The 12,618-nt window shown below is 60.9% G+C and carries 13 protein-coding genes; 6 read left to right on the forward strand and 7 right to left on the reverse strand.

The genetic code is table 11. The features are described from left to right. Positions 1-12 precede the first annotated feature (12 nt). A complete protein-coding gene (locus ACR0IP_RS09600) occupies positions 13-621 on the forward strand; it encodes an HdeD family acid-resistance protein (RefSeq protein WP_425083824.1) in 609 nt (202 codons plus the stop codon). A 97-nt stretch (positions 622-718) separates the two neighbouring features. On the opposite strand, the gene ACR0IP_RS09605 is transcribed toward ACR0IP_RS09600, so the two are convergent. The 4 genes from ACR0IP_RS09605 to meaB all read right to left on the reverse strand — a co-directional run bounded on the left by ACR0IP_RS09605 (position 719) and on the right by meaB (position 3,475). Further along, on the reverse strand, positions 719-1,201 hold the full coding sequence (locus tag ACR0IP_RS09605) for a copper chaperone PCu(A)C (protein WP_480525238.1): 483 nt from the start codon (positions 1,199-1,201) through the stop codon (positions 719-721). A 45-nt stretch (positions 1,202-1,246) separates the two neighbouring features. Next, positions 1,247-1,585: a hypothetical protein gene (locus tag ACR0IP_RS09610; protein WP_475220293.1), complete on the reverse strand. Its 339-nt coding sequence runs from the start codon at positions 1,583-1,585 to the stop codon at positions 1,247-1,249. Positions 1,586-1,994: 409 nt separating this feature from the next. Then, complete coding sequence (gene rpmB, locus ACR0IP_RS09615) at positions 1,995-2,282, reverse strand: 50S ribosomal protein L28 (RefSeq protein WP_085794823.1); 288 nt, start codon at positions 2,280-2,282, stop codon at positions 1,995-1,997. Between the two features lie 221 nt (positions 2,283-2,503). Next, positions 2,504-3,475, reverse strand: a complete 972-nt coding sequence (gene meaB, locus ACR0IP_RS09620) for a methylmalonyl Co-A mutase-associated GTPase MeaB (protein ID WP_480525240.1) — start codon at positions 3,473-3,475, stop codon at positions 2,504-2,506. 120 nt (positions 3,476-3,595) lie between these two features. On the opposite strand from meaB, the gene hrpB reads away from it, so the two are divergent. From hrpB to ACR0IP_RS09635, 3 genes are all read left to right on the forward strand, one after another. After that, entirely contained in the window at positions 3,596-6,046 is a 2,451-nt protein-coding gene (hrpB, locus tag ACR0IP_RS09625; protein WP_480525242.1) for an ATP-dependent helicase HrpB, read from the forward strand. 163 nt (positions 6,047-6,209) lie between these two features. Continuing rightward, a complete protein-coding gene (locus ACR0IP_RS09630; protein ID WP_170377943.1) occupies positions 6,210-6,668 on the forward strand; it encodes an NUDIX hydrolase in 459 nt (152 codons plus the stop codon). 81 nt (positions 6,669-6,749) lie between these two features. Next, on the forward strand, positions 6,750-8,228 hold the full coding sequence (locus ACR0IP_RS09635; RefSeq protein ID WP_170691207.1) for an inorganic phosphate transporter: 1,479 nt from the start codon (positions 6,750-6,752) through the stop codon (positions 8,226-8,228). A gap of 62 nt (positions 8,229-8,290) precedes the next feature. Here ACR0IP_RS09635 and ACR0IP_RS09640 read toward each other — a convergent pair whose 3' ends face one another. Then, complete coding sequence (locus ACR0IP_RS09640) at positions 8,291-9,265, reverse strand: 2-dehydropantoate 2-reductase (protein ID WP_480525244.1); 975 nt, start codon at positions 9,263-9,265, stop codon at positions 8,291-8,293. Between the two features lie 74 nt (positions 9,266-9,339). Then, complete coding sequence (locus ACR0IP_RS09645; protein WP_480525245.1) at positions 9,340-10,302, reverse strand: pirin family protein; 963 nt, start codon at positions 10,300-10,302, stop codon at positions 9,340-9,342. A gap of 283 nt (positions 10,303-10,585) precedes the next feature. Here ACR0IP_RS09645 and ACR0IP_RS09650 point away from each other — a divergent pair, with 283 nt between their 5' ends. Together ACR0IP_RS09650 and ACR0IP_RS09655 are read left to right on the forward strand one after the other, a co-directional pair. After that, complete coding sequence (locus ACR0IP_RS09650; protein WP_480525247.1) at positions 10,586-11,065, forward strand: twin-arginine translocation pathway signal; 480 nt, start codon at positions 10,586-10,588, stop codon at positions 11,063-11,065. An 8-nt stretch (positions 11,066-11,073) separates the two neighbouring features. Further along, the gene (locus ACR0IP_RS09655; RefSeq protein WP_480525487.1) at positions 11,074-11,670 is read left to right on the forward strand and encodes a ferric reductase-like transmembrane domain-containing protein; all 597 of its coding nucleotides are present in this window, start codon (positions 11,074-11,076) and stop codon (positions 11,668-11,670) included. Here ACR0IP_RS09655 and argF read toward each other — a convergent pair. Further along, positions 11,667-12,593 carry an ornithine carbamoyltransferase gene (gene argF, locus ACR0IP_RS09660; protein ID WP_170377931.1) on the reverse strand — a complete coding sequence of 309 codons (927 nt, stop codon included), beginning with the start codon at positions 12,591-12,593 and terminating at the stop codon, positions 11,667-11,669. The genes ACR0IP_RS09655 and argF overlap by 4 nt on opposite strands. Between the last annotated feature and the right edge of the window lie 25 nt (positions 12,594-12,618).

Raw genomic sequence — 12,618 nt, forward strand, 5'->3', positions numbered from 1 at the left:
AGAGGCCGTAAAATGACCGACCAAGACCCCCAAACCGGCGAGATTCTGGACGATAACAGCATGACCGAGCGAGACAGGCTGAGCGCGCAACTTTCAAGCCTGTGGTGGACGTTTCTGATACGTGGGGTGCTGGCGGGTGCGGTCGGGATCGCCGCGCTGTTCTGGCCCTCGAGCAGCATCGCGCTGTTGCTACGGCTGGTTGGGGCACTGTTGATCATCGACGGCGGGTTGACTCTTTTGGGGGTTGGTCGTCGCGGGCTGTTGGGCGGGGCGGCCATCGGCGCTGTTCTGATCGGCCTCGTTCTGCTGATCTGGCCCGAAGGCACCGTCAAGCTGGCCTTCTTCCTACTGGGCGCCTGGGCATTGATCATCGGCATCGGCTCACTGGCCGCTTCACAACAAATGAATGAGCGCGACCCTCAACGCGGCTCGATGCGTGGGTCAGGGATCGCAGCTTTGATCATCGGCCTGGTCCTGATGATATGGCCAGCCGTTGCATTGATCGCACTGGGATGGGCCATCGCCTTTTCAGCACTTGCGATTGCAGCCGTGATGTTCTGGCTGGCCACCCGTCTGCACAACGCCAGCGACCGGGTCGGCATGAAAACCATCAATCGCTGATGTGCCAACACCAGCCTAGGGATGCAAAAGGCCGGGCTCTGTGCCCGGCCTTACGCATGGATGATGGCCGCAACGCGGTCCGAAGACAGGCGTTCACCTAGTTCGAATGCGACCCGTGGTTATCATGGCCATGTTTGTCCTCGCGTTCCAGATCAACCGGAATCTCAACCACGACCTCACCTGCATTTTCAAAAACCAAGGTAACAGGCAGCATCTCGCCTTGTTCAAAAGGGTCCTTCAGACCCATGAACATCACATGAGCGCCCCCGCGCTTGAGCGCAAAGCTCTCACCCGCTGGAATCACAAAGCCTTCCTCGACATGCACCATCTTGGCCACGCCCGCATCGTCGATCATATGGGTGTGCAGCTCGACCCGAGCCGATACGTCCGAAGTCGCACTGATCAGGCGATCATCGGTATCACTGGTGTTCTGTATCACCATAAAGGCCGCACCCGCCTTGGCTGCCTTACCAGACGACCGAGCGTATGCGTCGTCTACAACGATGATATCGGCGGCAAAGGCTGGAACGGCCAACACACAACCGGCCAGTGTTGCGAACAGAGTGGATTTGAGGGACATCGCGCCTCTCCTATTTATTTTGGTCTGATTTGTATCGAAAGGGAATCAGACCTTCACCGGAGGGGCCCGCGCCGGTTTCCGCGGCAAAGGCAGCGCGATCAAGTTTTCATCGCGGCTGAGCGGCTGAACACCACGCATCAGCGGCGCATCAGGTACGACCGGAGGATGCGGATGAACTGCCCCTAGCAGAGCCAAAGCATAGTCCGGACAATAGTGCGGAGGCGCTGTCGGCTGCCCCTCCTCATCCATATAGACGACAACGGGTCCTGTGCCCGTACACAGCACCATTTGGCCTACTGCGCGGTCAACTCCGCGCGAAACGGCCAATCCCTGCCCTGTCAGAACAACCAACAGGCACATCACAACTGGAAGGATTCGAGGCACGAAACGTTTCATTCGGCCTGGATATAGGCCGCTGCGCAAACAAGCTTCAAGCGCCAAACCGTCGCGCCCGAAATCGCTTCAGTATTCCAGACCGCGCCGCTTTACGGTTCCCTTTGTGAGGCTGGTATGAGACCGGTTAACCCGGCGCTGCATCCGGGAACATGCGGAAATTGTCTTACTTGCCAGCTTACTCAGCAAAAGAAAGAAATAAAAACTCTTAAATGACATTGGACAACACTCGTTGTTGATAAACCAATAATGTCAAAAATAGGGCGGCTTTGTCTGTGAACAAGATCACTCAAGAGGATTTTGTTTCCCGGACGAGCACAACCGTTGCCAATCGTTTCCAAATGAAAAAGCCCCGAACCGGCTAGGTTCGAGGCTTTGGAATTCTGTTAAGTGTAAGGACTTAGGCCGCGGCTTGGGCCTTAGCGATTTCCTTTTTCACTTTCAGAGCGTTTGCCGACAGCTCTTCGTCCTTGGCTTTCGCCAGGAACGCGTCCAGACCACCACGGTGGTCGACCGAGCGCAGGGCAGCTGCCGAGATGCGCAGCTTGACGCCGCGACCCAGGGTCTCGGACTGCAGGGTAACGTCGTTCAGGTTCGGCAGAAAACGACGACGAGTTCTGTTTTTGGCGTGGCTGACATTGTTGCCAGTCATCGGGCCTTTTCCGGTCAGTTCGCAACGGCGCGACATGGTTTCTTCCTTTGTTTCTGGAGGCCCGGCAAAACGCCTGCGGCCAAATCACAAGGGGCACAACCCGAAGTCGCGCCCGAAAACTGGTTGGATGCGTGTAGTGGGAATCGCTGGAAGGGTCAAGACACAGAGGACGGATTCTTTTCCGAAACCTCTTGCAACAGAACGGCCCGCAGGGCCGCACCTGCGGCGCGCGTATTTTGGAAAAGGTGAAAGCACCTTTAGACCAGACTCGCCAGCATTTTCTCGGCGGCTGCAGCAGGGCTGAGGCGACCTTGGGATACCTCGGCATCAAGCTGCGCCATCTGCGCCTTGGCCTGTGCTGTTTCGAGGCGAGCAAGCAGAGAATGCCGCACCTCTTGATCAAACCAATAGCGGGCTTGTGCGGCGCGGTTGGATTGCCAGTGTCCTGCCTCGCGCCGCCAATCGGTCAGGCTCTGGATTTCCGCCCATGCCGTGTCCAGTCCATGTTCCTCAACCGCTGAGACAGCCATGGCCTTCGGGAAACCTTCGGGGTCCTGAGGCCGCTTGCGCAACAGGCGCAGGGCACCGGCGTAGTCGGCACAGGTGCGGGTTGCGGTTGCCTTAAGGTCTCCGTCGGCCTTGTTGATCAGGATGATGTCGGCCATCTCCATGATACCGCGCTTCACGCCTTGCAACTCATCCCCGCCTGCCGGGGCCAGTAGCAGCAGGAACAGGTCCGACAACTCCGAAACCACGGTTTCGGACTGACCGACGCCCACGGTTTCGATCAGGACGACGTCGTAGTCCGCTGCCTCGCACAGGGCGATGGCCTCGCGGGTGCGGCGGGCTACGCCGCCAAGGTGGCTCTGGCTGGGAGATGGCCGGATAAAAGCGTTTTTCTCGCGGCTCAAACGCTCCATCCGGGTTTTGTCGCCCAGAATGGAGCCGCCCGAACGAGCCGAACTGGGGTCGACGGCAAGAACTGCAACGCGCAGCCCCTGCCCGATCAGCATCATACCAAAGCTTTCGATGAAGGTGGACTTGCCGACACCCGGCGTACCCGACAGGCCGATCCGAAGGGATTGCCGCCCGGAGTGCGCCAGATGGGCCAGCAACTCGGTCGCTTGCGCCCGGTGATCTTCGCGCTGGCTTTCAACCAAGGTAATCGCACGCGCCAAGGCCCGACGCTCGCCCTGCAGTACCCTGTCGCCCAAGTCAGCCATGTCCATCCGTCCGGTCCCTTTAGAATCCGCCCTAGATGAATGTGCGACGCGTGGTTTGTCCAGAGGCCCTGCGGGATTAACTGCGCTGCTTCTGGACGTCGGGTCTCGCTTTGGCGATAAGGCCGCATGAGCCGTTTGCCGATAGATGACGCCCTACCGGAACTCCTGGAGACCCTGAGAACCCATGGTCGTGCCGTGTTGCAGGCCCCGCCGGGTGCGGGCAAGACGACGCGGGTGCCTCTGGCGATGCTAGAAGCCGAACTAAGCGCCGGTCGGATCGTGATGCTGGAGCCCCGCCGGTTGGCTGCCCGCGCCGCAGCGGAGCGGATGGCCGAGACGCTGGGCGAACGCGCCGGGAAAACGGTCGGCTACCGCGTCCGGGGCGATACGAAAGTGTCCAAGTCCACCCGGATCGAGGTGGTCACCGAAGGCATCCTGACCCGCATGTTGCAATCCGAGCCCGACCTGCCCGGCGTCGGCGCGGTAATTTTCGACGAGTTCCACGAACGCTCTCTGAACGCCGATCTGGGGCTGGCGCTGTGTCTTGAGGTGACCGGAGCCCTGCGCGATGATCTGATCCTATTGGCCACGTCGGCGACGCTGGATGCAGACCCCGTGGGGAGGTTGATGGAGGCCCCGCTGGTGACCTCGGAAGGTCGCAGCTATCCGGTTGAAACGCGATGGTTGGAGAAACCACTGGGTGCGCAGTCCCGGCGGTTGGATGCGTTGATTGATCTGGTCGTAAAGGCCGAGCGGGACAGCCGCGCCATCGGTGGCGGTATCCTCGTGTTCCTTCCGGGCGAGGGTGAGATTCGGCGCGCAGAAAGCGCCCTGTCCGGGCGATTGCCAAAAGGGTGCGTTGTGCGCCCTCTCTTTGGGGCCATGCCCTTTGCCGCCCAGCGCGCGGCCATTGCACCGGTTGAGAGCGGACGGAAGGTGGTGCTGGCGACCTCGATTGCCGAAACCTCGCTGACGATCCCCGATATCCGCGTCGTGGTCGATATGGGACAGGCGAGGCGGGCGCGGTTCGATCCCGGCTCGGGCATGTCGCGGTTGGTGACGGAACGAGTCACGCGGGCCGAGGCAACCCAGCGCGCGGGCCGGGCTGGCCGGGTTTCAGACGGGCTGTGTTATCGGTTGTGGTCGAAAGGTGAGGAGGGCGCATTGGCTGCCTACCCGCCCGCCGAGATCGAAGCCGCCGACCTGACCGGGCTTGCGCTGGAACTGGCGCTCTGGGGGGCCGAGGCCAGCGATCTGGCCTTTCTGACGGCACCGCCCGAGGGCGCTCTGGCCGAGGCGCAGGTGCTGCTGACCCTCCTGGGCGCGCTGGATGGCAAGGGGAGGATCACGGATCATGGGCGTGCATTGGCTGCCCTGCCCTTGCATCCCCGCTTGGGTCATATGCTGGTGACGGCGGGGGCGCAGGCAGCCCCTCTGGCCGCGCTGATGGCGGAACGCGACCCGCTGAAGGGCGCTCCGGTTGACCTGTCCTTGCGGCTTGAGGCACTGCGCGACGCCCGTGCGTTTCAGCGCAACCGAGTTTGGCAGGTCAATATGGGCGTGTTGGACCGGGTGAAGGCCGAGGCCAAACGGCTGCGGGCGCAAGCGAGATCTGAGGTTGAAAACCTTAGCCCCGCCTCAATGGCCGCGCTGGCCTACCCCGACCGAATTGGCCAACGGCGGAAGGGCGAGGCACCGCGCTATGTGCTGTCCGGCGGCAAGGGCGTTGTGCTGGACAATGGAGACACGCTGGCTGGCGCGCCCTATTTAGTGGTCCTGGATACCGACGGTAACCCGCGCGATGCGAAGGCGCGCATGGCCGTGCAGATCAGCGAAAGTGAAATTCGCGCCATGTTCGCAGATCAGATCGGATGGGAGACCACCTGCGTCTGGTCAAAACGCGACCGAAGGGTCATTGCAAGGCGGCAAGAACGCCTCGGCGCTATCACGCTAGAGGACCGGATCTGGAAAGACGTCCCCGAAGACGCGATCGCCCGTGCCATGTTGGACGGCGTGCGCGATCTGGGGCTGCGGTTGGAAGGTGCAGCCGCCCGGCTGGCCGCGCGTGTTGAGCTTGTGCGCGCCGATGGGGTCAACCTGCCCGACTTCTCGGACCAAGGGCTGATCGACACGCTGGAGAACTGGCTGCTGCCCATGCTCTCGAGCGTGCGCAGTGCAGAGGATTGGAAGCGCTTTGACCTGCTGCCCGCGCTGCGGGCCCGTCTGGACTGGGCGCAGACGCAAGAGCTGGACCGCCGCGCGCCGGGATTCTTCGTTACCCCACTGGGCCGCAAAGTCTCCATCGACTACGGCGGCGATGCGCCCGAAATCTCGGTGCGTCTGCAAGAGCTATTCGGTGTCACGCGCCATCCGGTGGTCGGAGGCACGCCGCTGAAGATCACCCTACTGTCTCCCGCACAACGCCCGATCCAGATCACCCGCGACCTACCAGGGTTCTGGGCTGGCTCTTACGCGGATGTACGCAAGGACATGCGCGCGCAATACCCCAAACACCCTTGGCCCGAAGATCCAACGCAGGCCGATCCGACGTTGCGGGCCAAACGAAGGCCCGGCTGAGGCATCACCAAGCACCGAATTTTGCCGAATTCCCCCCAAATTGCGACAAAATTGCCGCCAAACCCCTAAGAAAAGCCGTTTTTTCGGGGTTACGTTGCATTCATCTATTCCGACGACTATCTGAACATGCATTGAGGTAAAATGTTTTCCGAGCGGCAGAAGAATGAAAGCGCAGTTGCAGAGAATCTGGGATGAGGTCGGACGACCTATGATACAGCGACCTAAGCGCGTGCAGGTGGCCGCCCTCTGTACGCGTCAGACCAAATCAGGCCACGAGGTTCTTTTGGTGACCAGCCGCGATACCGGGCGCTGGATCATTCCCAAAGGTTGGCCGATCGACGGACTGGACGGTGCCGGAACTGCCCTGCAAGAGGCCTGGGAAGAGGCCGGCGTGCGCGAGGCCAAAGCCAAAAAAGAGCCGGTGGGTCACTTCACCTATGACAAGGTCCTCAAAGACGGCTCGATCGAAGCGGTGTTGACCAGCGTGTACCATCTGCGCGTGACGAAACTGCTGGATGACTTCCCCGAAGCAGATCAGCGGCAGCGGAGCTGGGTGACGCCGAAGATTGCCGCTGAACGAGTTGATGAGCCCGAACTCAAGGCCCTGCTAAGGCATCTTTAAAGGTCAAGTGGCGTCATGGTTGCCCTCAGGTCGCTAAACCTGTAGGGACCGGCGTCAATCTTTTTGGACCTTATCACACCCATGTCGAACACGAACTCCAAACCGCGCTGGAAAGCGCTGGATAGCGACCTGCATCGCATCTCGCGGGTCGAGACAGCAAATGCGCATGTCGCCCGCCCCTTGCTGGCGCCGGGCATCGCTCTGGCCTTCATGGCACTGGCCGGGCTGACGGCGGCCGTTCTGTTCGGGCAGGCGGATGGTGGCGTGATCGTCGTCGCAGCGGCTGCGTTCGGGGCCTATATGGCAATCAATATCGGCGCCAATGACGTGGCCAACAACATGGGCCCAGCCGTGGGTGCAAATGCCCTGACCATGGGCGGCGCGATTGCTATTGCTGCCATTGCTGAAAGCGCAGGCGCGTTGCTGGCAGGCGGAGATGTGGTCTCAACCATCTCCAAGGGGATCATTGATCCGGCCTCAGTTCAGAACAGCAATGTGTTCATCTGGGCGATGATGGCGGCGCTGATCTCCTCGGCCATGTGGGTCAATCTTGCGACTTGGCTGGGCGCGCCTGTTTCGACCACCCATTCCGTCGTGGGCGGGGTCATGGGTGCTGGCGTCGCTGCGGCAGGGCTGAGCGCGGTCAGCTGGGGCACCATGGGGGCCATCGCGGCCAGCTGGGTGATCTCTCCGGTTCTGGGCGGCGTGATTGCAGCTGTGTTTCTGGCGCTGATCAAGGCCAAAATCCAGTATCAGGACGACAAGATTGCAGCCGCGCAGCGCTGGGTGCCCATCCTCGTGGGGCTGATGGCCGGTGCGTTCGCTACCTATCTGGCGGTGAAGGGACTAAAGAAAATCGTTGCGATTGATCTAAACACTGCCGTTCTGATCGGTTTGGCCGCCGGTCTGCTGGCATGGGCCGTGACGGTGCCTTGGGTGCGCCGTCGCTCGCAAGGGCTGGAGAACCGCACGCGGTCGCTGAAAACCCTGTTCGGGTTGCCTCTGGTGATTTCTGCGACCTTCCTCAGCTTTGCGCATGGAGCCAATGACGTGGCGAATGCGGTCGGCCCTCTGGCCGCTATCGTGCACGCAGCCGAGTTCGGAGATTTCGCCGCCAAAGTCACCATTCCCACATGGGTCATGGTTATCGGAGCCTTTGGGATTTCTTTCGGTCTGTTCCTTTTCGGGCCGAAACTGATCCGAATGGTGGGCAGTCAGATCACCAAGCTGAACCCGATGCGCGCTTTCTGCGTCGCGCTGTCTGCTGCCATCACCGTTATCCTGGCCAGTTGGTTGGGCCTGCCGGTGAGCTCGACCCATATCACTGTGGGTGCCGTTTTTGGCGTGGGCTTCTACCGCGAATGGCATTCCGACCGACGCTGGGCACACTCCAACCGCCAACGCCCTCCCGAGCAGCGACTGGCGCGGGAAGAGCATCAGCGACGCAAGCTGGTTCGCCGGTCGCATTTCATGACCATTGTGGCCGCTTGGGTTGTGACCGTTCCGGCAGCGGCCGTGTTGTCCGCGGTGATTTTCTGGATGCTGACCGCGTTTGGGTAAGCTGGGGTTTTGCGAGGCTCTGCCTCGCGCTCCGGGATATTATTAGCCAGATGAAGAGCGGATCAGGGTCTGATCTGGGCCGGGTGCATGGATTCTGTGGGGGTTGCGCGGATCAATTCGGCGACCCGGCTGTTGATTGGGGTTGGTCTGTTCAGGGACTGGCCAAGGCGGATGATTTCGCCTTGCAGGCTGTCGATTTCCGTAGGGCGGCCGGCGCTGAGATCATAGGCCATCGAGGTTCGTGCGCTGGGGTCAATGGTCAGCATTTTAGAGGCGATGCGTTTGAACAGAGGGGTCGGCAGGCGCAGGATATGCGGCGTCATCCACGCGGGCAGCGGAGTGGTCAAGGCGACCGGGCAACCGGCGGCTTTCAGGATCGAAAGCGCCTCGGCCATCTGATCGGCCATCAGGCGACGCCAATTGCGGTCCGTCAGTTGGTCAACCAGCGTGAGGCCCGATAGCGCGTTCAGCGCGTTGTTGAGGTTGATGACCAGCTTGCCCCATTGAACGGCCTCGATCTGGTCGCTCTCGGTGATTGGAAGCCGGGCGCTGGTCAGGTGTGCGGCCAAGGACCCGCGGCCCGCTTGGATGACGATATCCCCGGACGTGGCGCGGTGATAGGCGGCTGGGCGGGTTGGAACCACGTTAAAGGGAACCATCCCCGCGCGGACGTCATGGTTGGGTAATGCGGCGCGCAGAATTCGGGCGTTCTCCATCCCGTTTTGCCAGGACAGGACCGGGGTCGCCTTTGGGGCGTGTGCGGCGATCAGTGCCGCCATGTCTTCGGTTGCGCCGGATTTCACGGTGACGATGATCAGATCGGCTTTGGCCAGACAGGAGGGATCTGTGCTGAGCGTCAGCGATGTGGCCGGAACCGTGAGGTTGAGACCCGAGAAATCGGTGATCGTCAGCCCCTGCTCTCGGATCGGGTCCAGGACGCGGGGGCGGCCCAGCAGAGTGACCATATGCCCGGCATCAGCCAGCAACGCGCCGCAATAGCAACCGATACTGCCCGCACCTGCAATGACGATCTTCATGGTGATCCCTCCGTTGTGGGAAGGATCACCGGGATGGCGTCTCGGGGCAAGCCCGGCGCGAGGTAACGTGGCGTTCAGCGGGCCAGTCTGGGTTTGGTACGCTCCAGTTCCGGCGAGATGGGTATGAACTCCTGATCATCGCCGGGGGGCAGGTGGAAGGCGCCGTTCGCCCAGTCGGCGTTTTTCCATTCGCGCGTTGCGTGTTCGATCTTTTCCTTCGACGAGGACACGAAATTCCACCAGATATAGCGCTCTTCATTGAGGGTCGCGCCGCCCAGCACCATAAGCCGCGCGCCCATCGGCCCGGCCGTGACCGAGAGCTTGTCGCCCGGACGGAAGACCATCATGCGACCGGCCTCGAACCTATCGCCCGCAATCTCGACCGAGCCTTCAGTGACATAGACGCCCCGATCCTCATGGTCGTCCGGCAGCGGGAACGAGGCACCAGGGTCCAGTTGGACATCCAGATAGAATGTCTCGGACAGCATAGTAACCGGGCTTGTCTCACCATAAGCCGAGCCGAGGATCAGGCGGGCGCTGACGCCTTTGTCCTGAATATGGGGCAGCGCGCCTTGTTTGTGATGTTCGAAATCCGGCGCCATGTCCTCATGCGCTTCGGGCAAGGCGATCCAGGTCTGGATCCCAAATAGCCTGTTTTCGCGGGCGCGTGTCTCAGCACTTGTGCGCTCAGAGTGGGTCACGCCGCGACCGGCGACCATCCAGTTGACCTCGCCGGGGTAGATCATTTGGTGCGTACCCAGACTGTCTCGATGTTCGAACTCGCCCTGATACAGATAGGTCACCGTCCCAAGCCCGATGTGAGGATGCGGGCGGACATCTATGCCGCCTTCGGTGATGAACTCGGCTGGACCCATCTGATCGAAGAAGATGAACGGCCCGACCAGTTGGCGTTCGACCGATGGCAGCGCCCGGCGCACTTCGAAACCACCCAGATCGCGGGCACGCGGAATGATCAACGTCTCAAGCGCCGGGTTTTCCGTGACGCAGTCGGGGGTGTGAGTCGGGTTCCAGCTCATGCCTGATCTCCTTTGGTCGGACGGGCTAACTTTCTAACGTTCCTGAATGCACTGTAGCGCAGAGTTCACGACATGTATCGCGCACCTGTGCACACATTTGGTGCGGCGTCTGGTTCGTTGAAACTCGGTGGGCCATGCACCCTCACATAGCCGTGAACATTAAATCGTCCACGCTTGGACCGCGCGCGCTCGGTTTTCCAAACAAGCGTGCTATATTTTGGAATAGGCGAACCCGGCCAGTCAGGTCGGGCTAGAATGTGGGCCACATGACAGGAGAGTTTCCATGACGCGCCTTCAGATAACCCGCCGGTCTCTTCTAGTTGCCGGCATTGGCACCCTCGCGACGGGTTTATCCGGGGGAGCGCATGCCAGCGGGCTCGCTGCGACCCCTTCGATGCGCGGTGGGTCCAACAACTATCGCCCCGGCGCGCCGATCGTCGACAGGATCGGTAGCGGAGGGTTCTGGATGACGGGCACCGTGCGACGCGCCGGAGACGGAGCGCCCCTGCCCGGTCAACGCATCCAGATTTGGGCGCACACGACCGAAGGGCACGAGCGCGATCCTCACAGTCACGGAGCGACCTTGACCGACGCCAATGGCGAGTTTCGACTGGAGATGCCGCAGATCGTGCCTGCCTTCGGGCAACCGCATGGGCATCTGGCCTATGACAGCGGTGAGTTTCAGACGGTGTTCTTGCGGCCTGTGATGTCCGGCGCGAAAGACAAAACGCTTGCCGCACATTTCGTGCTGCAACCTTCCTGAACCACGTGATCCGCAGCGCTCTGATTTGGCTGGGGATTGGGGCGGCGCTGCTTGTTCCGTTGATCGCGGCTGCAACCAGCCCTTATCTCGCTTGGCGTGACCCCATCTACATCCTGGCAGGGTTTGCCGGGGTCCTGAGCCTTGGGTTACTATTGTTGCAACCACTACTGGCGGCCAGAATTTTGCCAGGGCTTGCCCCGATGACCAGCCGTCGCGCGCATAGGTGGGTTGGGATTGCGTTGTTCGTGGCGATCATCATCCATGTTGGCGGCCTTTGGATTACCAGCCCTCCGGATGTGGTGGATGCGTTGCTCTTCGTCTCGGCGACCCCGTTTTCCGCGTGGGGAGTGATCGCCATGTGGGCGGCTTTTGTCGCGGCTTTTCTGGGTATCTACCGTCAACGCCTGACCTTGCGGTTTCGCGTCTGGCGGCTAACGCATACGACGCTGGCTTCTGTGACGATCATTGGAAGCGTTGTGCATGCCATGCTGATTGAGGGCACGATGGAGATCATGACCAAGACCGCCCTCTGCGTTTTGGTGCTATTGGCGAGCGGGCGGGCGCTCGCCAAACTGCGTGTTTGGGACGTGAGGAGGCGGGCTTAGACGCCCAGACACCACCGCATCACTGCTTTCTGGGCGTGAAGGCGGTTTTCTGCCTCATCAAAGATAACCGAGTTCGGGCCGTCCATCACCTCAGATGTCGCCTCTTCCTCGCGGTGGGCGGGCAGGCAATGCATGAACAGCGCGTCCAGCTTGGCATGGGACATCAGCTCCGAATTGACCTGATAGGGGCGCAGCATGTTGTGTCGACGCTCTTTCGCGGATTGGCTGTCATGCATCGAAACCCAAGTGTCGGCAACCACTAAATCCGCGCCCTCAACGGCCTTGTAGGGATCACGTTCAACGACGATTTGCGAGCCCTTCTGACGGGCAAACCCCATGAATTCTTCCTCGGGGTCGAATTGTGCCGGGCCGGTGAAGGTCAGGTCAAAACCAAACTGCCCTGCCGCGTGTAGGAACGAGGCGCATACATTGTTGCCGTCCCCGGTCCAGACCACTTTTTTGCCCGCTATCGGGCCGCGATGTTCTTCATAGGTCAGAATATCGGCCATGATCTGACAGGGATGGGTGCGATCGGTCAGGCCGTTGATCACTGGCACGTCCGAGTATTCTGCCATCTCGGTCAAAACGGTCTCGTCAAAGGTGCGGATCATGATCATGTCCACATAGCGCGACAGAACACGGGCCGTGTCCGCGATGGTTTCACCATGCCCCAATTGCATGTCCTTGCCGGACAGGACCATGGTCTGACCACCCATCTGACGTACACCCACATCAAAGGACACGCGCGTCCGGGTCGAGGGCTTTTCGAAGATCAGCGCAACCATATGGTCTTTGAGCGGCTGTTCATCATCCAGCGCGGCTTTTGGCCGTCCAAGGCGGGCCTGTTTCATCGCGCCCGCTTGATCAATCATGTTGCGCAGGTCGGCTGCGCCGGTTTTGTGGATATCAAGGAAATGGTTCATATCGTTTTGCTCTTGGCTATCAACG

The organism is Ruegeria sp. AL11, from assembly GCF_056540865.1.